The organism is Lysinibacillus sp. COL-1, from assembly GCF_059814265.1.
The window spans coordinates 3,215,423-3,238,328 of sequence record NZ_JCAWSJ010000004.1; the positions used below are offsets into that span (position 1 = coordinate 3,215,423).

Here is a 22,906-nt window from a genome sequence, read left to right on the forward strand (position 1 = left end):
TCACCTTGCAAAGTTGGTTTTTCTGCTATTGATATCACCTTTTTTCAACAACATGAAAGTAACCTAGCGTCTCCTGGGTTACTTTACTATGTAGCGATGTCGCCATCCATCTTGACAACAAACATCGCGCGTGGTTTACAGCCCTCTGTCTGCGCTACCACTGTTATGTTATTCACTTGAACATCCTCTGCTGCGCAAGTAAACTCTTTTTATCGTACTTCTCAACTCGAGAAGCATATGTCCAAATTTAAGCAAGAATCGATGCCAGTACGGCTTTTTGTGCATGCAGTCTATTTTCGGCTTGTTCAAAGATATAAGAATTAGGTCCATCAATAACTGATGTTGCCACCTCTTCCTCACGATGTGCTGGTAAGCAGTGCAAGAACATATAATTTGGTTTTGCGTAGGCAACTAGCTCATCATTAATTTGATAACCAGCAAAGTCTTGTAAACGTTTAGCCGCTTCTTCCTCTTGACCCATCGATGTCCAAACATCTGCATAAACCACATCTGCATTTAACACGGCTTCAACAGGATCATTTGTGATCGTAATGGTACTGCCATTTGCCACTGCAATCGCCTGTGCTTTGGCGATTACTTGCGCATCACACTCATACCCAGCTGGTGTTGCCACAGCGACATTCATGCCGACATGTGCAGAAGCTACGACTAGTGAATGCGCTACATTATTGCCATCGCCTACATAGGCAATTTTAAGCCCTTTTAAAAAGCCTTTATTTTCTGCAATCGTTTCTAAATCCGCTAATGCCTGACAAGGATGATAAATATCCGTTAGTCCATTGATGACTGGAATAGCTGCATGCTCTGCAAGCTCTTTGACCATCGCGTGAGAATTTGCACGAATCATAATCCCATCTAAATAACCAGATAATACATGTGCTGTATCATAAATCGATTCACCACGACCAATTTGCAAATCGCGCGCATGCATAAACATACTTTTCCCACCTAATTGATTCATGCCAACTTCAAATGAAATACGTGTACGAGTTGAATGTTTTTCAAAAATCATGCCAAGTGTTTTACCTTCTAATAATCTTGGACATTTTCCCTCTTTTGTAATCATTTTTAGCTGTGTTGCTAGTTCAATCAGTTCTTGAACCTCTTGACTTGTATAGTCTAGCAATGTTAGAAGATCTTTTCCTTTTAAACTAGATACTAACTTCAACTGTACTTCTTCGAGTAATTTCATCGCCTTCGCTCCTTACATCGTTGCTGTTGAAATTAGTATATCATGCATAAATATAAAATCAACTGAATTTTTATAATTTATTTCAATTAGTAAGTACGAGACTTTAAATGTGACAAAAATTCGCCATATAGAATATTTATGCATACATTAAGATTCATCTATACTAATCTTTTAAAGCACAAAAAGGATACCTCCGTTTTAAGGTATCCTATATATATTCTTTGCGTAACTAATAACTCATATGACAGGTGTTTTCCTGACAACTCTGTTCTAACTCCTTATAATAATCCTGTTTATTTTCATATGGGAAAAAGTGACTTCCGGAAAACTCTTTCAAATGGAAGGTATTAGTCGTGACAACTTGCCAATTTTTCACATTACATGCTGGTGCATCAGGATCATTCGTTCCACAATGTGCAAGAATCGGGCCATGGAATAATTCGTCTTGATAATCAAACGACTCATTCAAGCGATAATCATTTTTTACAATAGGTAAAATATATTGCAGCACTTCTTCATTTTCTAACAATTCATTCGGTGTACCACCTACTCTTTTTAACTCTTGAATGAGCTCACTATCGTCCATCGTTGTTTGATAGTCATCAGGAAAATCATCCTGTGGGGCATGGCGGCCAGCTACTATTAATAAATTCACCTTTCTCTTATATTTTTCTTCTAACAAACAGGCTGTCTTAAATGCAAGAATAGCTCCCATGCTATGACCATAAAAATAAATTCGTGTTTGGCTTGTCACTTGATGAATAGCCTCTGCAATTTGTGGTATGACATCATGATAATTTGTCATGTACTGTTCTTTTATTCTTGTTGACTTTCCAGGTAGCTCGATCGGAAAGACAGCTAAGTTCCTCTCCCATGTTTTCCAATTTTTAAAAATGGCTGCACTGCCACCAGCGTGATGAAAGCAAAAAAGCTTACAAGGATGACCATAATCTAACGCTTTCACAAAAGGAAACCATTTTTTCACATTCATCATATCCATTCTTTTTCTCCCTTAATATCCCTCATTCTTAACGGCTCTCGTTCCTGTATATAGACTTTTTGGGACGGCCCCATTTTCTTCCCAATATTATTCCATAATCTACAAGCTGTTAAATAATATTGTGTTGTTTGATTGAAGTAAGAACGACTCCAAATTTCTTCTGAAAATGTTATAAGAGAGCGTTCAACACTTTTTGGCCATACCTTTATATATAAATCTTCAAAGCTCGTATTTTGTGCAGGAAAGACAATCTCCTCAACCGGATAGCTTAAGAATTTATTGTCTCTTTTCTTATTAAATATAGTTGACTCGTTTAATGATGAGCTCATACATGGCATCCAGTGTACTGATCCATGCGGGTCTGGTAGATACAATGTTCCTCTGTTCGTTCCTAAAATCACTCTATGCAACAAATAAATATTACTTTCTGGATTAGCTAAATCCATTTGATTGAAAATGCGTAACGTCACTGGAATATCCCGGATTTGTCCAGATAGCGTATAAAAGGGATCATGCTCTGTATGATTATTAATTGGTTCAAGTGTACAAGTTTGTAAGCCCCCAAGTGCTTGTCCGATAATATCAAGCATTGGAAATAATACTTGGATACTACACGCCGCCTCTAAATAAATAATGTCGCTGGCTTCTCTTAATGTTTGCGCTGTTTGTAAAAAGGCATATACGGCATCAACATTTGGATAAAAACTATTCAAGTGATACTTACAATTACCAGCTTTCGCACTTTTAATTAGCTTTAAATAATCATCTTCATGCACTGGATGCTCCTGAATAACATGTATACCTTTTTCTAAAAACGCTTGTGCAATGCTTGTCCCTGCTCCACCCACGATAGTCGATTTAACAACAACACAGGCAACATCCACCTGCTCATTTGTTATTTCATCCACATCGGTGTAAAGCGGTACATTAAATGTATTAGCAAGCTCTTCCGACTGTTTACTACCTTTAGATAAAATACCTACAAGCCTATAATGAGATGGTAAGTTTAAAATTGCCTGCACATAATACGCTCCAAATTTCGTACCACAAACCACTACCCTTAACGGTCTCATAATATCCCTTCTTCCAACAAGCTTACATGATTTTCTGAATGTGAAGTGATGCTAAAATCTTCTATCGCACCCTGCACACGCAATTCTCGCATCACAATAGTAGGGTTTAATACGTCATATGCCCAATAAACACCATTTTCGTGCACCATTCCTTCTATAATTGCTTCTACAGATAATGCACAAATAATGCCACTAATCATAAAGCTATTTTGACTAAGTAATTGAGCTTTTCGTCGTATTGGCTGTTGCTGATACTTTCCAATCATTTCAATGATAACGGTGTACCATGTTTGCCGCACAGGGAATACAGTGAGTCTTTCCATCAATTCATCTATAATTTGATGTAAATGTTCTGATGTATTTTTCATCGCCAATCGTATACATGCTTGTTGTAATAATGAAAAAACAGCTTTATTTGGATACATATTATGCCAATGTGCTTCAGTTATCTGTAGCTTTTTTGCGAGGCGGATGGTTTCATTTGTTATATACCTTTGAGTATAGATTTCTTTTTCCTCACCATAAATGGTGACATTTATTTTTTCTGGCTGTACAGTATCTCGTACTATTTCTTTATTCTTATAAAAGGCATTCGCTGTGCCAAATCCATAAATGGAGCTAAGCATTAAATCAGCAGCTGCTCCTTTACTATATGTTTCTTCACCACCTGCATAGCCGATTACTTTCTCTATTTGATCAAACCCTTCTTGAGCTAATAAACGAGGAAGAATCCCAGATAAACCGGGAAAACTTCCTGCTGAAAGAATCATGATATTCGTTAGCTCCTGCTGCATAAATTTTTTTTCCAACAAATCGGCACCAAATGCATCAACATAATGGGCTCCCACTTTTTTTGTAGCCTGTGCTACTCTATCAATAATGCTATACGATGGGCCTGCACAATTTAATACAATTGTACATCCTGTACAAAATGTCTCTAGCGCCTCTTGGTCATATATATCTACTTGCCTATAATCTATATATTCATGTGAGTGAGCATGTTCTTTATTGCCACTTCTACTACCACAGCGTAGTGGATATTTATCCTTTAAAAATCGTACAGCTGCTTGTCCAACGGATCCACTGTAGCCAATAATTCCTATTTTAAATTGATGGTTCATGACTAACTCCTTTAAGCAGTAAATGAGCAGTCTCTTTCACATATGGCTCTTGTAAACAGGTAATGTGATTGCCATTTATAGGTATAATATTCAAGTGACCAAATGTAATCTCTTTCCAAAATTCTTCATTTCTTGTACCCATGACTGGTAAAAAGGATGACGTTTTATCGATACAGCTAAATGCAGCTACATCTCCCATGAAAGGCTCTGTTCCATACGATACAACACCTTTAAAGCTTTGACAGAAAATTTGATATAGCGTTTCCATTCGCTGTTTTTGATAGGCAGAAATATCACCCTGCAAAGCTGGAACAGTCGTATATAAATCTACCAATCTTTGTTCAGGTGACTTACTAGCAAGCTTTTGGTAACAGTGTGCAACTGGTGTGAACTCTCCCGTTAGTTCACATAAATCTTCAATCGTAATCATGTTCGTTTCTTTTTTGATTAAATCTTGTAATGCTTTTTTGAGTAATTCATCGTCAACAGCATGACCGCTTTTTTCAAGATCTGCACCTATTAATAAACCAAATGTTCTTTCCATTAATAAATCATTTCGAAGCTTGGCATCACACGGCGTAGTATCTATAGTTATGACTGGTTCAACTTGAACACCCTCTGCAAGTAACACCTTTGCTGTTTCAATAGCGATAAGTCCACCCATGCAGTATCCTATCAGTTCATAGCTTGCAGCATTTAGCTCTAACAATTGTTTGGCATATTTTTGCCCTAAACTTTGAATGAGTGATTCAGATGGATAGGCTAAATAATCTGCTTCATCGCCAAAAATAAACCCTGCTATCGTATCTTTGCGATTAGATTCTTCTATTAAATAAGGGAGCAATTGATTGTATGGTGTAAGTGTCCCTGTTCCATCATGAAATAGAACTTTCATGTTACTGCCCATTTCACCTTCAGCTAAAATAACGAAAGACGTTTTCTTATCTGAAGTAGTTTCATCCTGCACTGTTTGATGATTTTCCACTGAGTGACTTATCTTTTCTGCAATCTCTGCAATGGTTGGCGTTTGTAAAATCTCTACCATTAATTGATCCCACTCCCAATGCTTCACCTCTGGTAGTGTATCTCTCATGGCGGCCACAATTTGTGCCACTAGTAATGAATCACCACCTGCTTGATAGAAGTTTTCATTACGCCAAATACTTTCTCGATTTAATGCCTTTGCCCAGATAGCTGCAATTCTTTTCTCTAAATCGCTTTGTGGGGATTCTCCAGATTGTGCAATAAATGGATTAGATGCTTCTAAGCGACTTTGTAACGCACCACGATCCACTTTACCATTTTCAGATAACGGTAATTCACGAAGTACTTCAATATGCGCTGGGAGCATATATGCTGGTAATTGTTCTTCTAAATATTGTTGAATCTCACTCGCATAAATTCGCTTGCGTTCACCTCTAAACTGACCAACAAATACTGCCTGATTGGCTGCTGATAATGGATCATTTGGGGTAGGATATACACCCGCTATCTCCATTTGTGCTGCTGCAAATAACTCATGCCACTGTTCACGATTAAAAAATACTTGATCATTGTCTTTACGAAAATCTTCAAAATCATTTAGACCCGCATGAAATTCCATCGATGTAAGGAGGGAATAGTTTTCCCCTGTTGTATCCGCCACGATCAATGCCCCACCTTCCACTGTCATTTCCTTAAAAGCCTGTAGCACTTGTGGTGCTTTTTTAGCATTGTGTAAAACATTATTACATAAAATCAGGTCAAAGGAAGATGCTTGAATTCCTTGAGACCAATAGGATTGATTGATATCATACAAACCATATGTAACCCACTTATAAGGTTCAAATGATTTACGTGCTTCATTTAAAAAGAATTGTGATAAATCTGTAAAAACATATTCTACATTTTTTTGATCTAATGACGGTATTAACTCTAAACTTACACCACCTACGCCTGCTCCTACTTCTAAAATTCGAAATGGTTTATTTGGATAACTCGCTCTAAATTCATCTATAATCGTATGAACAGCTTGAATCGTCACTTGATTTAATGAACGACTAATCAGATTGTCTTTATATGCTGCTAAGGCAATCTCAAAGCTGCCTTTTGGGAAAAATAAATCTAACGAATCTATTTCGCCCCGAAGTAAACCTAGAAGATGTTTACTTGAATCCTCAAAGTAATCCACAAGCTTTTTACCATATTGCATTTTTTCCTCAATTTCTCTCCATTGTAGCCAAGACATTGCTGAAGCATTATGCGGTAAATCTGTATGAATTAGATAATAGTTTGTCGTAGCTGGATTTTGCTGAATAAGATTCTCTTTACATAACACATTCAGCCATCGTCTGAGTAGCTGATGATAATAGGGATGAACTTTCACAATTTGCTGAATCTCACTAAAAGAAAATTCTCGATCATCTATAAATATATCTAAGTCCTGGAATGTTTTCATAATATCTAGGACGGCTGTCCAATTGGAAATTGTAGACCATTGTGCAAATAGCTCGCGATCTACAGCATGAGTTGCTCGATCTCCAGCAGTCTTCACTATAGCCGCTAACTTGTCTGAAGGAACGAAGGTTGTGACTTCATTTGTATTTTTTCTTGCTTGCGCGAATGCTGAAATACTAAATTCTTTTGCTGCCGAATCCTTATTTGCAATTACGGCAGCATGCTCTATCTGCTGCATCCGTTGTAGAGAGCTTTCAACTTCGCTTAGTTCAATGCGGTGCCCATGAATTTTTACTTGCGTATCTTCTCTTCCCAAAAATTCAATCACACCATCTGGTCGGTATCTGCCTAAATCGCCAGTGGCATATAACCGTTCTTCTGTGTAAGGATGGATTATAAATTTCGCTGTAGTATTTTTTTCATCGTGTAGATAGCCAGTGGCAAGCCCCTCTCCTCCAATATATAAATCACCAATTGTCCAGTCAGGGCATTCTTCTAGCTCCTTATTCAACACATAAAAATTTTGATTGGCCAATGGCTTACCATAAGGAATGCTATTTTTATAAGCCGTATTCATATCTATTGGATAATAAATAGACCAGATGGCTGCTTCTGTAGCTCCACCAAGACTGATAAATTGCGCTTCTTCAAAATAATGTGCCATTTGTTTAGGTAATGTAACAGGTATCCAATCACCAGATAAAAATACTAGACGCAATACGTTATGAAGAGTTGTTGTCGTATCCTGCATATAAGCGGAAAGAAGTTGCATTTGAGCTGGTACTGAATTCCAAATAGTGACCTGCTGAGATGTTATAAGTTCCAGCCAATGTTTTGGATCTTTATGACGTTTATGCTCTGGTAATATAATGCTACCACCAACACTTAATAAGCCGAAAATATCGTATACGGATAAATCAAATGCTAAATTAGCAATGGCTAAAACTCGATCATGCTCTGTTACATGGAAACGCTGATTCATATCCATTATTGTATTTAGCGCCGCTTTATGACTGACAATAACGCCTTTTGCTTTACCTGTACTGCCTGATGTATGAATAATGTAAGCTGGCTGCTCAACCTCTACACGTACAGGAACTAATTGTGCTTCTGATACAACGTTTAATTGCTCAACACTAATAAAAGAAAGAGCATCTTGTTCGTATAATTTACTAGAATGACTATGACTTAAAATAAATGTGATTTGCGATTCATTGATAATATCTTTCTTCCGTGCAATCGGTTGCTCTCTCTCTAAAGGTACATACACGCAACCCGCTGTTAATGTTCCTAATACAGCAGCAATTTGCCAAATCCCTTTCGGTAAATCAATGGCTACAAAATCCCCTTGCTGTACACCTTCCTTCAGCAATGCCTGTTGAATAGCAAATACATAGCGACCGAGCTCCTCATATGTAAAATATTTGCCATCTGCATAAACAGCCCTATTTTTAGGATATTGTGTAATGGCATCTAGCACTTTGTCATACAGTAATCCTTTAGGTAAATTAACTGTTGTATTCTTTATTTCATTTCTAACCTTTTGCATTGCTTCTGGTAAGCCTATCACATCGCAATCAGTCCACGCTCCCTCGTTATTTGCCAGGTTTGTTAGGTGATCCACAAAAAACTGAAAAGCAGTATCCATTAAACCATTTGGAAAAATGCCCTCTCGTACATCCCAATTTATCAATACCCCATCTGGTTGTTCAGATACTTGACAATCAATCCACACTTGAGGGGTCTGACTAATTTTATAGGCTAACTTCAACTTAGGCTCATTATCAGACATATGGCTATTTACCTCAGCACCTAATGTGCTTGTATAAACAACAGGAATAATAACATCTCGATTGCGCTGTCGCTTTAATTCACGCAATACCTCAATTCCTGAAAAGTCTCGATACTCTAAATCTGTCCAGAGCTGCTGTTGAATTTCAGCCGCATGCTCATAAAAAGCTCTATCTCTTTTTGCATATATTTCTAATAGATTAATCGTTGTAAAGTCTCCAACTATATCATGAATTTGAGCATGAATAGTAGGACGGTTAAGCATCGTAATATTCAAGCAAAAATGCGATTGTTTTGACCATACACCGATAATTTCAGCAAAAGCCGTCAATATAATACTAGATGGTGTTAGTCGATGCTCTTTTGCCTTCTGACTTAAACTTTGCCACTCGTGTTTCGGTAATAAAAAATTAAATTGTTCAAAACGAACGGTATGACTATCCATTTTGTCACTTACAACTGGTAACTCTGGCGCTTCTGGAAAAGTCTCTAAACGGCTAGTCCAATAATTTTTAGCTTTGTCATAGGCTGCCGATCGATTATGTTTTTGTTCATATTGTTGGGTCATGACATCTCTAAATTGAATGTCTAAAGCTGGTAATGGCGTATTTTCTGTATAATAAAAGTGTTCTAATTCAGCTATTAATACATTGATACTGACAAAATCCGCAATTAACATATCAATGGATAGATGAACAGTACTTTGATTCTTTTGCTGTGTCAGGACGAGGTCGTACAATGGCCACTTATCAGGAGCATACTGTTTAACAGATAGCTCATTTCTTACTTGTAATAATCGTTGATTCGCAGCTTCAGATGCTTCCTCTGTTAAATCAATAACCTGTAAAGCTGGAAGCTCTACATTTTCTAGTACTTGCTGATAGCCCTCCTGATGCACTATCGCACGAAGCATATCATGACGCTTTATGACATGATGCCATGCCTTTTCAAGCTGTATAGGATCAAAAATAGTACCAACTAGTTCAGCATATACTTTACAGCCTACTCCACCGTAATGATAATTGCCGCTTCTTCCTACTAAATAAGCTGATTGAATATCTGTAAGTGGAAAGGAATCATAACGTCTTTCTGCATCATGGGTGATTGGCTGATGTTCTTTTTGTAAAAAGTCAAGAAGCTGCTCTTTATGCTGTCGTAACCGCTCTTTCCGTTCATGTGTAAGTACACCAGTTGGAGCCTTAAAATGTAATTTCCCATCTTCTACCCAAAGATTTACGCCCAATTCGCGATACTCTGCTACTAATTTTTTCATATTATATTATGCCCTCCTGATATTCGAAGTCCTTTTTGACAATTTCTATTAGATAGTCATCTTCCTTTAATGGATAAAGTGCTTTGATCTTTAAGTCGCTTTGATGGAATAACGCTTCAAACTGCGATTGTGTTCGTTCCTTGCCTCCGCACATCGTCCAAATATTTAAATCCGTCATATATAAATGCGAGGCATTTCCTTCTATGACCTCTGGTAATATTTTTTCAATAATAGTTAGTGCAGAATTTTCGCTCATACTTTCGGCAATATTACGTAAAATTGTAATTGCTGCTTCATCCTCCCAATCATGGAGAATTCTCGATAGAATATAGAGATCACCTGATCGTGGCACTGCATGAAAAAAATCTCCTGCCTGAAACGTACATCGACTATCGAAACCGTAAAGTGCCAGCTTCTCCTCCGCCTTTTGTTGAACATGTTGTAAATCGATTACAACCCCTTGAGCATTGCGATAATATTCCAAAAATTTCACAATTATCTCTCCAGATCCACCACCAATATCAATAATTGTCTTGATACAGTGCCAATCCTTTTTTGCTGCGAAATAGGTGTCTAATTGAAGCTGTTCACTTGTTTTACTCATCATATTATGAAACACTTCAAATTTTTCGTTTTGCTGTATTTGTGCTTGAAAATAAGGCTGTTGCTCTACTAATTGATATGGGATTTTGTTCATTTTTATTGCCTCACATAGTTTTGACCAATAAGGCATTGCTTGTCTCCCAGTAAATAGCAGAAAATCCTTTAAAGAATCCTTTGCTTGTCCTGCCAACCGTTCCCCTAAAGGAAGCAAATTAAAATAATTTTTTTCTTCATTCACATACTTTAAAGCCACTAATGGTCTCATAAAACGAAAGAGTATGTCTTCATCAATTGCTAATTCCTCTGCCAATAACGATACATGTCTTCGTTCTTGATATAAGGCATCAAATATTCCTAATTCACAAGCTGTATAGAGCAAATAAGATGTAGAAAAGCCTTGAATCGTTGAACGTATCATATTTCCTTGTATATCCATAGTTTTTCTCCTTAATGGTTACTGCTATTATCTGCCATCAATTTATACCATTTACAAACAGTGTTTTCTGCGATATTAATAAGGGCATATAACCCTCCACCCAATAAAGCTAGTCCTATCACACCTGCATACATAGCTAGATAATCTCTACTATCCATTCGATTTAAAATGTAATATCCTAATCCGCTAAAAGATGCAAAAGTTTCTGCTATAAATAGAATGGCTAATGCTGTTCCTAATGAAGCCCTTAAAGAAGTCATTACACTCGGTAAGCAATAGGGTAATGTCAAATGAGACAATGTTTGTAGTTTTGTAGCATTTAATGACCGGATAACTTGCTTCTGATCATAAGGAATTCCCTTCGCTGCATCACGGATGACTACGACTAATTGAAAATAAAGAACAAAGGCAATTAAAATGATTTTTGGGGCATCGCCTAATCCAAATAACACAAGAATAATTGGTAAAAAAACAACCTTCGGGATAGGGTAGAGCACATATAATAAAGGACTTAATATGAGGTCTATTTTGTTATTCCATCCCATAAGTAATCCTGTAGGAATCGCTAATAAAAGAGCGCAGCCAATACCAATAGCTACTCGATAACTACTAATGACAAAATGTGGTGTTAAATCACCGTTTGTTACTACTGTTAAAAATGATAGTCCTGCTTTAAAGGGAGAAGGTAAAAAAGGTTTATTTAATGCAATGCTAGACAGATGCCATAATAAAATAATCATGATGGCAGCAATCACTATACTATATGTCTTCTTCACAGGGCTCTCCCTTTAATAATTGTTTAATCCGCTGTTGCTGACGATACATGCAAGCAGGATGATGACGCTCCTCTATTTGATAATCATTCTCAATAATGCCTGCAATTGTTTTTCCATTCGTGTGAAATACAACAATTCGATCGCTCATCATCAGCGCTTCATCAATATTATGTGTCACGAATAGTAAGGTTAAATTTCTTTCATGACGTATTATTTGTAATGTCTGCATGAATTGCTCCTTCGTTAAAATATCTAACGCAGAAAACGGCTCGTCCATTAACAAGACTTTTGGTTTTTGAATTAAAGCTCTACCGATGGCAACCCGCTGCTGCTGCCCCCCAGATAGTTGGAAAGGGTAGCGGTTCTGCAAATCGTGAATATTCAATTGCGATAAAATTAATTGTGTGTCCCTGTCCCTTTCCTGCTTAGAGCGTTTAGCAAGCTTTAAAGGGAGAGCTATGTTAGCTTTCACGCTTTTCCATGGAAACAGGCCATAATTTTGAAAAATAATCGCTATCTCCTGCTGTGGTCCTTTCAGTTCTTTACCATCAAAATAAATGGTTCCTTTAGTCGGTTTCTCCAAGCCAGCTACAATATTTAAAAATGAGGATTTTCCGCTACCTGAGACACCAACAATAGCTACACATTCACCTAAAGATATATGAAGGCTAATATTTTGCAGAGCGTTCACCATACCTGAGGCTGATTTGTATGCTAAGTCAACATGCTGAATTTGATACATGGCCTATCCTCCTTTTACTGTTCTTCTAAGGATGTCTCTACTAGCTCTTCATATGAAAAAGCTTGCTCTAATAATCCTTTAGAAACTAACCAATCCGAAAGACGCTCAATATTTTCTTGTGCTGGTACACGATTAGGCGTAAAGGCTGGAACTGTATATTGTTCTTTTAAAATTTCTGGTACATTCGCCACTTGTAAGGCAAGCTCAAAGTATTTTTCTGGCTGCCGATTTACCTGTTTAATGGCTTCATTGTAGGCTTCCAGAAATTTTTTAACCTCAGCTCTATTTTTTGTTATATTTTTTTGTGTCATCACGATGACTGATTGGGAAAAGTTCTCGCCAAGCTTTGTATCATCAATGACAATATTTGCACCTTGGGCAACTGCATAGCTTGCCAATGGCTCTGGTAGTATAGCTACCTGCGCTTCTTTTCCAGCTAATACGGCATCTACACGTAATGAAAGATTCGGCAAATGAATTTTTGTTATTTGGGAGGATTCTAGTTTTAAATGGCGCTCATATTGCTCCATTAGATAATCCATCATTGTATTTTCAGCGATCATTACAGATTGTCCTTCTAGCTGTTTCGGTTCAACAATAGCGCTTTGCGGAGAAGAAACGACTAAAAATCTTCCCTCCTTCTCCGTCGCACCTAATGCTAATGCAATGGTTTTAACATCCAAGCCTCCTTTTTTTATTAAATTTTGGACTATCATATCAGTCATCATGCCGTCGAGCTCACCAGCCTCCATCGCCTTGGATTGGTCAGAAGCACTGCCAAACTCTATAAGCTCAACATCGACACCATATTTTTGAAAAAGTTGATCCTTCTCAGCTACATATAAAGGCAGACTATCATCGATTCGTAACACACCTATTTTTAATGAAGAATGCTTAGCTATTTTTGTTTCTTCACTACAGCCACTTATGCAAGCCATCATGATAATCATGAAACATATTCGGGCAAGGAGATGCTGTCTCATAGAGCTCCTTCCTCCATAGTGACACTTTGCTCTTCAACATATGCTGCTAGTTGTTCAAGGCGTGTATGCGTGAATAGTGTTTGAATAGAAAGCTCTATAGTGAATTGCTCTTTTATTTTTCCAATCATTTGAATGGCCATTAAAGAATTACCTCCACATGTGAAAAAGTCATCATCAAGTCCAGGCTGTGCGTAGGATAATATTTCTTCCCATATTGCTGCTACGTCTTTTTGCATCTCTGTATAAGGTGCTCTATACTTCTTTGACAGCTCTTGCTCATTCAATGGTAACTGTTGTAAAAACTTACGGTTTACTTTCCCATTTTCTGATAGAGGCATTTTATCAATAGATTTATAGATTGTAGGCAACATATAATGAGGCAATTTTTGGGCAAGTAATTGTTTAAATTGTTCATTATTTAGTCCATCTTGTTCATCTTCTAATACTACATATGCCACTAGTATTGCTGTTCCATTACGTTCATGAACAATGGTTGCTGCTTCCTTCACACAAGGCAATTTAGCTAAGTGATAATCTATTTCGCCTATTTCAACCCGATAGCCATTTAATTTGATTTGTGCATCTGCTCTTCCTAAAAATTCAATATTGCCATCAGGCAAATATCGCCCTAAGTCGCCTGTAGCATATAGACGCTCTTTTGTCATTGGATGAATTAAAAATTGCTCATTTGTACGCTCTTCATTTTTCCAATAGCCTTTTGCAAGCCCTACTCCTCCGATATATAAATTTCCTGGTACATTCACAGGGCAGGCCGCCATTTGGTCATTTAAAATATAATAATATTGGTTGGCTAAAGGTTTCCCATATGGAATACTCTTCCAATTCCCATCTACTGTTTGTATATCGAAAATATTCGACCATATAGACGCCTCTGTTGCACCACCTAATCCTAAAATTCGTGTCTTTGGCGCAATTTCCCAAATTTCACTTGGCAAGCTTATTGGAATCCAGTCTCCACTCAGTAGTACCGCTCTTAATGTTGGATATGTGAAAAACTCTATATTTTTAGTATATTGTGCCAGCATTTGCATAAAGGCAGGTACTGTATTCCAAATGGAAATGTGCTGCGTTTGCAATAATTCATTCCAATGAACGGGATCTTTTATGCGCTCAGCTCGTGGTACTACTATGGCTCCTCCAACAGCAAGTAAACCGAAAATATCATAGACCGATAAATCAAACGTCAAGTTAGATAACGCAAGAATGCGATCCTCTGCACAAACGCCAAGTCGATCATTAATATCTACTATCGTATTCACTGCACCTCGATGATCAATCATGACCCCCTTCGGCTTCCCAGTAGAACCAGAAGTATAAATGACATACGCTAAATCAGAAGACAATAATTCAGGACTAGTAATAAAACATTCTTGATGTGCCCATTCAGGATCAATGACTGTCACATGATAATCATTTAAAAAAGGTAGCTGTTTAAGCACATGTGCTTGCGTCACAATGGATTGAACTTCTCCTTCCTGTAAAAGAAATTTCATCCGTTCAATCGGTGTTGTACAATCTATCGGCAAATATGCCTTCCCTGCCTTCATAATGCCTAAAACAGCAACTATCTGTTCCCATCCTTTTTCCATAACAACAGCAACTAATCTTCCTTTAGTACGATCCATTGCGAGTATTGCTTGCGCAGTATGGTTCGTTAAATGACTTAGCTGTTCGTACGTCATATTTTTTTCTTCCGAAATCACTGCCAGATTAGTAGGATTTGCTGCTATTTGTTTTTCAACAAGACTGATTAATGTCTCGTCGGAGATAGCTGTGTCTGGTCCTTTCAATTTCCCTTCTTGCTCTTGACATGGGAAACATACAAGACTCCTAATTGGCTGTTGCCATAAGTCTTCTTTCCTAGCAAGCTCCTTTAAAATACGTGTGTATGCTTCAAACATGTCGCGAATTAGATACTGCGGGAAAAGCTCCTCTATGGCATCCCAGCTTAACCATAATTCACCCTTTTGCTCTGAAACTTGATGATCTAGCCAAACTTGAGGTGTCTGAGATAATCCATATACAATATCCCCTAAATAGCTAGTTTTTGTTGTAGACCCATTATTTTTTTCAAGCCCTAAGCCACTCGTGAAGACAAAGGGCATCATAATCCCCATTTGTCGATTCCATTTTTTTGCTAGTGCTCGTTCGACATAAACACCACTTACATAAGGATGTTCTAAATCCTGTAATAATTGCTTTTGAACAGTTCTTGCACGCTCTAAAAAAGATTCTCCTTTTGACATATCAATAGATAACAGATTAAGAGATGTAAAATCACCTATGAGCTGGTCAACATCTGGTTCGAACAACACACGATGGAAACGAGTAAGATTAATCGTAAATTTCGGTTGGCTACTCCATCTCGCTAACGTTTCAGCATAAGCAGCTATTAACAACGAGGCTGGTGACAAGTTCATTTTGGCAGCCAATTGCTTTAATACTAGCCATTCTTCTGTCGATAGCTTTTCCTCGTATCTTGTAAATTTACAGTTAGATAAATCTTCTTTATAATCAAGCAGTGGTAAATCAGGTGCTGGATACATATTGTCAATTCGCTGATGCCAATATTGAATATCCCGCTTATACATTTCGGTCTCTCGAATTTTTTGATAAGCCAGTATATAATCTCTAAATGTCGTTTGAAGTGTTTGTAGTTTTGCTGAAGAATCATCATATAGCCGCTTCCACTCTTTAAATAAATAGAACATACTAAAGCCATCAAAAATGATATTGTCAAAACTAATATGGATTCTTGTTTTTTGTTCATTAATGGCCGACATACGAATATCAAATAATGGCCACTCACTCGGAATAAAAGTTTGATGTTCCATCTCACTGCGTACTAACGTAAGCTGTTCTTTACGTTGTTCTGCTGAAAGATTCGTAAGATTATAGGAAGCAATGGAATAATACGCTACAAATTCTTGGACTTGTTGCTGTTGTCCATCATTTAAAATAATGGCTCTCATCATATCATGATGTTGGATAAGACGATTCCATGTTTGCTCCACCCTTGCATGATCGAGGGAAGAACAATCCATTTCAAAATAGCAATGAGTAGATACATCCCCGTACGCATAAATGCCGCTACGGCCTAACCAATAGGCTTGCTGAACGTCTGTTAATGGGAACGGCTTAAAACGATCCTGCTCATTAGGCTCTATACTTGGTAACCTTTTCTCCGAGTCCTCATTTGACTTTTGGCACACTAGTTCCTCTAATAACAAGGCCATTTGTTGAAACACTGGTTGATTAAAGATGGCTTCTAAACTCATTTTGACAGCAAATTGCTCTTTTATTTTTGCACTAAGCTGAGTAGCTAATAATGAATCTCCACCAAGCTCAAAATAATGATCGTCTATGCTAATGGCTTCTTGCCCTAATACTTCTTTCCATATTTGTGCTAATCTCAATTCGATTGAGGTTGTTGGTGCAATAAAATCCTTTTTAGCTAGATCAGCTTGCTCTTGTTGAGGGATGGGTAATGCTGCTCGATCTACTTTTCCATTAGCAGTAATAGGCAACTGCTCTAATTGAATAATGACTTGTGGAATCATATAGTTTGGTAATCGTTGTTCTAAGTAACGGTGAAGTGGTTCTAATTGGAAATCTAATGTTGATTGTCGTTCAACTTGCGCTACAAATAAATACTGTGTAAACGCGGTATCAATAGACTGCGTCGTCATATTGGTGAAGCCCTCGTCTGTCAATACTGAAAGCCAATCATTTTCTGATAATAAGGGAAGGCATGTCTTTGCCCTTTCATCCTCATAATGTGTAAAGCCATCCTCTAAAAATGCTGTACTGACTAATTGCAGAGGATTATTTTCCGTCATTTCTAATTGAATGAATAAACCGCCATGCTTTAATAGCTTTTTTAAATGTTTAAGTGAATTTCTAATATGGGCTGCTCTATGTAAAGAGTGAGAAGCCACAATCACATCATAGTCATCATCTACAAAGCCTTGAGAAATCGGGCACTTATTTATATCAAGCATTTTGTAATGGATATTCGGCTGTGACCCTACAATTTGTTGAGCACGACTTAAAAAATAGTTGGATTCATCTGTAGCCGTATAATGTAGCTCATCTGTCGAAAATGCTTCCATTACTATTTGAAGTGTGTTGATATGACGCGTCCCAATCTCTAATATTTTGAGTGGTGCTTGACGTTCTATTCGATGATTTAATACCGTTTGAATCAAGTTTATGAATACTTCTTGCTGTTTGTTTCCATTAGATAGGTTATCTGTCAATTGCTCTAAAGTGTGTACATTATGAGGAAGCAATAATTCTAAAGGCTCTATTTCACCAGTTAAAAGTGCATAGCTTTTTTCAAAAAAGGCAGAAATAAATTCATTTATATATGTTGTTTGTTTTTTATTTAAACGATGAAACGATTCTTCATTTTGGACGATTAAGCATTGTTTATTATGAATAATTGGTCCATCACATGAAACGATATTGTTTTTTTCTAAAAATCTAAACCATTGATCGATTAAGCTTTGATATCGACTGTTGATCTTTTCTCGCTCTATGATCGTTATCCTATTGTAGCTTGCATCTTTTTCTATTGGAAAACCACATCTGACAAGTATTTTACAAATCGTTTCCGTAGTGAGGTGGGTACAATAATTTTTAAATAATCGATAACGATATTCATTCTCATTTACATTTTTTAAAAAATACCCTGACGCTTTTAATTGATCTATGTTAGACCAATCAATCATGGGTTTATTGTTCTTTATAGATTGTACCTGCTCTTTTTCTGAACAACTTACAATATAAGCAGCTAAATATTGGCTTTCCTCTCCTCTGACAGTGACAACGGCATCCTCCACTTTCTCATAGCTTCGCATAACACTTTCGATTTCACCTAATTCAATACGATGACCCCGTACCTTTACCTGGGAATCATTTCTTCCTAAAAATTCAATAAGCCCATTATGCCAAAATCGCCCATTATCCCCTGTCTTATACCAGCGAATACCTTTTTCTTCTATAAAACGCTCAGCAGTTAATTGTGGTTCTCCTACATACCCTTTGGCTATACCAGCGCCGCCTATCCACAATTCTCCTGCTTTCCAATTCGGACAATCTTCTCCATTTATATCAATCACTCTATAAAACTGATTTCTCAATGGTCTTCCATAAGGGATAGATCGCCAACTTGCTGGTAACGGGTGATCAACATTATAGTAATTGGACCAGATTGCCGCTTCTGTCGCACCACCCATCGCTACTAATAAACCTCTCGGTGCTACTTTTAACAATCGGTCAGGAATATCTAAGTTAATCCAATCACCTGACAGCATGACGATACGTAAATCTAAACAAATTAATTTTGCACTTTCTGCCTCTATTAAAAACATTTTCAATAAAGCGGGTACAGAATTCCATAGTGTAACATGATAATGACGAACCAACTTTAACCAAATATCAGCGTTTCGAGCCGTATCGTCTGAAAGAAGAACAATACTGCCACCAACACTCAAAAGACCAAATATATCGTATATAGACAAATCAAAATCTAATGAGGATACTGCTAAAATACGATCTTCCATGCTTATGTTATATTTTTGATTGATATCTGCAATTGTATTCCAAGCTGCTTTATGACTAATTTCCACACCTTTTGGTTCTCCCGTTGAGCCTGATGTAAAAATAATATAAGCTGAGCTGTTTACATCCACTTTAGGCAATGTCACATGACCAAATTGTTGTGTTTGTTCTATTTTAATAACTTGTACTTGATCAATATTTTTATATTTTGCCTCATAGGGAGCAGCTGTTAAGATAAAGCTTACATTAGCCTTTTCCATAATTTTTTTATAGCGTTCACTTGGCTGTGTCACATGTACTGGAACAAAGCATCCCCCAATAGCCAAAACCCCTAAAATTGCTTGAATTTGCTCTAATCCTCTCGGCAATGAAATCGCTACTCGATCACCTTTTTTAAAGCCGTTATGTAACAATGTGGCAGCCACCTGTTCCGCCTGTAAGGACAGTTGTTTATAAGTTATTTCATGATGGTCTATCCCATCTATTAGCGCTATAGCATATGGTTGTTGCTTTGCTATTTCAAAGAAAGACGTATGCAAGCACTGTGCAGAATCTGTTACTATGGAATCTTCTATTACTTGACGTCTTGCTATTTGTGCTTTCGTTTCGATAGCTGGATGTTGGAGCCAATGCTGTTCGTCTTCAATTAACCAATGAATGGTTTTGATAAACAGATCAAACATGTCATCCAATAAGCCTGATGGAAATATGTCTTCTAAACCATCCCAAATACATAATAAACCACCATCCATATCAAACATTTGAAAGTCTAACCAAACTTGAGGTGTTTGAGAAATCATGTAATGAATCTTGCCAAATGCATCTTTAAATTCTTCATTAATAAGTGGTACACCTAAATTACATGAAAAAACGATTGGAGCAAAGACTTTTTCATCTGGGTGATACTTAGCTAAATCTCGTTGAATTTTGACCCCTGAATAAGCCGTATAGTTCATATCTTGATGAAATTGCTGTTGTAAACTTTTTGTAAAGGCTAAAAAAGACTGTTGTGTTTCACTATCAACCTCCAATAATAACAAGGTAGTAAAATCAGCTACAACATGCTCTAGCTCTTCAGACAAAGTATCTCGATTGAACAATGGTATATTCATAAGAAAACGGGATTCACTGCTCCACTTATTTAATGTGTAAGCATAAGCTGCTAACAATACCATCGCAGGAGTAACTTTATAACGAGACGCAATCAATTGCAGCTTGCTCCAAGCAGTATCTTCTAAAAAGTACTCTCTTCTTGTAAATTTAGGTTCGTGTTGTATCAACGCAGCATTGTTTGACAACGGTAGTTTAGGACCTAATGGTAAAGTGGCTAACCTGTTTTTCCAATAGGCTTCGGCATGACGTTCTTCATCAGCATTTGCTAATTTTTTATCATAAAGATATTTCGCAAAGTTCCAATTTTCAGGTGCTTTTGGTTTTTGTTGTCTAGTATAAGCGGCCGCTAAATCATGTAAAATGATTTGGAAACTTTGCACATCAGCTACAAGTAAGTCGATATCGAAATGAAGTCGCGTTTTACCATCAGGCAATAGAGATAGCTGTAATCGAGCTACTTCCCCTTGATCAATTGCCAATAGCCGATGTGAAGTATTCGCACGAATAGCTTCTAATTGTTGATTAACCTCGTCTTGTGAACATGCTGTTAAATCGTGAACAGCAATAGCTGTAAAAGGGGATGCTGTTAAAACTTGCTGTTGGCCATCCTCCGTATACTTAACACGGAGCATAGGATGATGCTGAACAATGATGGCCCATGCCGATTCAAGCCGCTCTATATCAATATGTTGACCGTTAATTTCCATATAACCATGACAGCCATTTCCACCTAAATATTGACTGCTTTGTCGCCCAACCCAATAGGCATATTGTACATCTGTTAATGGAAATGGCTCATACATATTAGGTATTGTTTTATCTTGATTTTCTAATAGGGAGTTATCACTATTTATTGAATGGACAGCCTCTCTCTTTAATAATTCGTACCAAGCGCTCAAATAAGGTTCCGATATTAATTCTTTGAAAGTAATGGTAATGCCAGCTTTTTTTAGTTTGCTGACTAATTTCATGACTTGTAAGGAGTTTAAGCCTAACTCCAATAAATTTTGATCCGCGCGTATTTCTTTCTTTATACCGAGGAGTTGATTGACTTCTAATGCTAGATTTCGGATGATGTCTAAATCACTTTCTAATTTCAATGCATAGACGCCTCACTTTCCATAGCCATCTGTTTTAATTTTTTTTTATCCACTTTCCCTACATTTATAAACGGTAATCGCTCAACATATATGATTCGATCTGGAAGTTTATATGGAGCAACACCTATATGAAATAAATAACTACATATCTCATCTCGTTCCATTCTTTGTCCATCGGTCACTATAAATGCACAAATGCTTTCTCCTAGATCCTTATCTGGTAAACCAACAACAGCAGCATCTTTTATCATTGGCTGTGTACGTAAAAAACTTTCAATTTCAGATGGTATAACATTTTCACCTGCACGATTAATTTGCTCCCTTACTCGACCGACAATTTGTATATTTCCATCTGATGTAATACGAGCCTTATCACCAGTACGTAAAAAGTAATCCTTGGTAAAAATTTCCGCATTTAAAGCAGATGCTTGATAGTATCCGCCAAATGTATACGGACCTTTTGCCACCAATTCTCCAAGCTGACCCTGAGGAACTTCTCTTCCTAGCTCATCTATAATCTTTATTTCATCACCTATCGAAATTGCCTGCCCTTGACAGCTTGTAACAATTTCCACAGGATCATTTAATGCTGTGAAACAAGTAATCCCTTCGCCGAGTCCGTATCCTTGTTGTATTTTACAGTGAAATGTATTCATAAATTGAACAGCCATTTCCTGCTCTATATGAGCAGCGCCAATTAAGACCACCTCTAAGCTCGACATATTCAAATCTTCATACCATTCAAATGCTTCTAACCAAAGGCTAGCAATTGTTGGTACAATGGCGGTATGTGTCACCTGTTCTTTTTCGATTTCATGAAATGCTTCATCAAAGCTAGAGGTTTGACATAATACCACTTTTCCACCTGTAAAAAGAGTACCTAATATACCTGGTGAGCATAACGGATAATCATGTGAAATCGATAGTACAGCCATGTATGCCGTTTCAGGAGTCATTCCACATTTTTCAGCAGAGGCGAATGCATTATAGGCATAAGCTTCATGTATTTTCGGAATTATTTTGGGAATGCCTGTTGTGCCACCAGACAATAAGTATAATGCAGTATCTCTATAGTGAGGTGAAGCGCTAATTGCTAATGAATAGTTCCTTTCTTTCAGCTGATCTACTGTTACATGTGTATAGGATGCTGGCCACTGTATGGTGGATTCCCCAACCGTCACAATATATCGAATACTTTTATGCTGAGGAATTACCTGTGCGGCCATACATTCATACTGGAAACCTAGATAACTACTGCAACATATATAAGCTATTGGCTGAACCATTTTGGCAACTGTATCGATTTCTACTTCTCTATGGGATGGCAACATCAAAACAGGCTGCACACCTATTTTTAACAGACTAAATAAAACAGTAATAAATTCAATTGTATTTGGTAGCTGCATTAAAACCCGATCACCCTGCTGCCAACCTAAAGATAAAAAGCCTGTCGATAATTGCTCAATTTCTTGAAGCAGCTCTTCATAAGTTAAGCGTCGATTCCCTTCCACTACTGCCAGATGATGCGGAAATCGTTGAGCAATGATGTCAAGCTCTTCCATTAATGTTTTCTTTCTTAAAAAGCCCAATTCTTCATATCGTTCTACTTCTTGTAAATACCAATCCATTTGCTGAGACATCCTTTTCGCCTCCATTCTCT

At 37.3% G+C, this 22,906-nt stretch carries 11 protein-coding genes; all 11 read right to left on the minus strand.

Translation table 11 applies throughout. The annotated features are described in order from the left end of the window. Positions 1–247: 247 nt before the first annotated feature. Positions 248–1,213, minus strand: coding sequence for an ornithine carbamoyltransferase (argF, locus tag AC6BKE_RS24165; RefSeq protein WP_342544130.1), 966 nt, complete (start codon positions 1,211–1,213; stop codon positions 248–250). 229 nt (positions 1,214–1,442) lie between these two features. Beyond that, the gene (locus AC6BKE_RS24170) at positions 1,443–2,213 is read right to left on the minus strand and encodes a thioesterase II family protein (RefSeq protein WP_051891633.1); all 771 of its coding nucleotides are present in this window, start codon (positions 2,211–2,213) and stop codon (positions 1,443–1,445) included. Further along, complete coding sequence (locus AC6BKE_RS24175) at positions 2,204–3,286, minus strand: Gfo/Idh/MocA family oxidoreductase (RefSeq protein WP_499858173.1); 1,083 nt, start codon at positions 3,284–3,286, stop codon at positions 2,204–2,206. The genes AC6BKE_RS24170 and AC6BKE_RS24175 overlap by 10 nt, the downstream gene beginning before the upstream one ends. Continuing rightward, a complete protein-coding gene (locus AC6BKE_RS24180) occupies positions 3,283–4,407 on the minus strand; it encodes a saccharopine dehydrogenase NADP-binding domain-containing protein (protein WP_036121580.1) in 1,125 nt (374 codons plus the stop codon). Before AC6BKE_RS24180 ends, AC6BKE_RS24175 begins: the two co-directional genes overlap by 4 nt. Then, the gene (locus AC6BKE_RS24185; protein ID WP_499858174.1) at positions 4,391–9,907 is read right to left on the minus strand and encodes an amino acid adenylation domain-containing protein; all 5,517 of its coding nucleotides are present in this window, start codon (positions 9,905–9,907) and stop codon (positions 4,391–4,393) included. Before AC6BKE_RS24185 ends, AC6BKE_RS24180 begins: the two co-directional genes overlap by 17 nt. A gap of 1 nt (position 9,908) precedes the next feature. Then, entirely contained in the window at positions 9,909–10,946 is a 1,038-nt protein-coding gene (locus AC6BKE_RS24190) for a methyltransferase (protein WP_499858175.1), read from the minus strand. A gap of 11 nt (positions 10,947–10,957) precedes the next feature. Beyond that, complete coding sequence (locus AC6BKE_RS24195) at positions 10,958–11,722, minus strand: ABC transporter permease (RefSeq protein ID WP_330493083.1); 765 nt, start codon at positions 11,720–11,722, stop codon at positions 10,958–10,960. Beyond that, positions 11,706–12,464, minus strand: coding sequence for an ABC transporter ATP-binding protein (locus AC6BKE_RS24200; RefSeq protein ID WP_499858176.1), 759 nt, complete (start codon positions 12,462–12,464; stop codon positions 11,706–11,708). The genes AC6BKE_RS24195 and AC6BKE_RS24200 overlap by 17 nt, the downstream gene beginning before the upstream one ends. Before the next feature lie 14 nt (positions 12,465–12,478). Further along, positions 12,479–13,447 carry an ABC transporter substrate-binding protein gene (locus tag AC6BKE_RS24205; protein WP_342535024.1) on the minus strand — a complete coding sequence of 323 codons (969 nt, stop codon included), beginning with the start codon at positions 13,445–13,447 and terminating at the stop codon, positions 12,479–12,481. Then, positions 13,444–21,246 carry an amino acid adenylation domain-containing protein gene (locus AC6BKE_RS24210; RefSeq protein ID WP_499858177.1) on the minus strand — a complete coding sequence of 2,601 codons (7,803 nt, stop codon included), beginning with the start codon at positions 21,244–21,246 and terminating at the stop codon, positions 13,444–13,446. Before AC6BKE_RS24210 ends, AC6BKE_RS24205 begins: the two co-directional genes overlap by 4 nt. Continuing rightward, positions 21,243–22,886: a (2,3-dihydroxybenzoyl)adenylate synthase gene (locus AC6BKE_RS24215; protein ID WP_058843374.1), complete on the minus strand. Its 1,644-nt coding sequence runs from the start codon at positions 22,884–22,886 to the stop codon at positions 21,243–21,245. Before AC6BKE_RS24215 ends, AC6BKE_RS24210 begins: the two co-directional genes overlap by 4 nt. Between the last annotated feature and the right edge of the window lie 20 nt (positions 22,887–22,906).

Coding starts and splice junctions, on each gene's coding strand:
- AC6BKE_RS24175 (WP_499858173.1), bottom strand. CDS start 3,286: ATGAGACCGTTAAGGGTAGTGGTTTGTGGTACGAAATTTGGAGCGTAT.
- AC6BKE_RS24215 (WP_058843374.1), bottom strand. CDS start 22,886: ATGTCTCAGCAAATGGATTGGTATTTACAAGAAGTAGAACGATATGAA.
- AC6BKE_RS24170 (WP_051891633.1), bottom strand. CDS start 2,213: ATGGATATGATGAATGTGAAAAAATGGTTTCCTTTTGTGAAAGCGTTA.
- argF (WP_342544130.1), bottom strand. CDS start 1,213: ATGAAATTACTCGAAGAAGTACAGTTGAAGTTAGTATCTAGTTTAAAA.
- AC6BKE_RS24190 (WP_499858175.1), bottom strand. CDS start 10,946: ATGGATATACAAGGAAATATGATACGTTCAACGATTCAAGGCTTTTCT.
- AC6BKE_RS24180 (WP_036121580.1), bottom strand. CDS start 4,407: ATGAACCATCAATTTAAAATAGGAATTATTGGCTACAGTGGATCCGTT.
- AC6BKE_RS24205 (WP_342535024.1), bottom strand. CDS start 13,447: ATGAGACAGCATCTCCTTGCCCGAATATGTTTCATGATTATCATGATG.
- AC6BKE_RS24185 (WP_499858174.1), bottom strand. CDS start 9,907: ATGAAAAAATTAGTAGCAGAGTATCGCGAATTGGGCGTAAATCTTTGG.
- AC6BKE_RS24200 (WP_499858176.1), bottom strand. CDS start 12,464: ATGTATCAAATTCAGCATGTTGACTTAGCATACAAATCAGCCTCAGGT.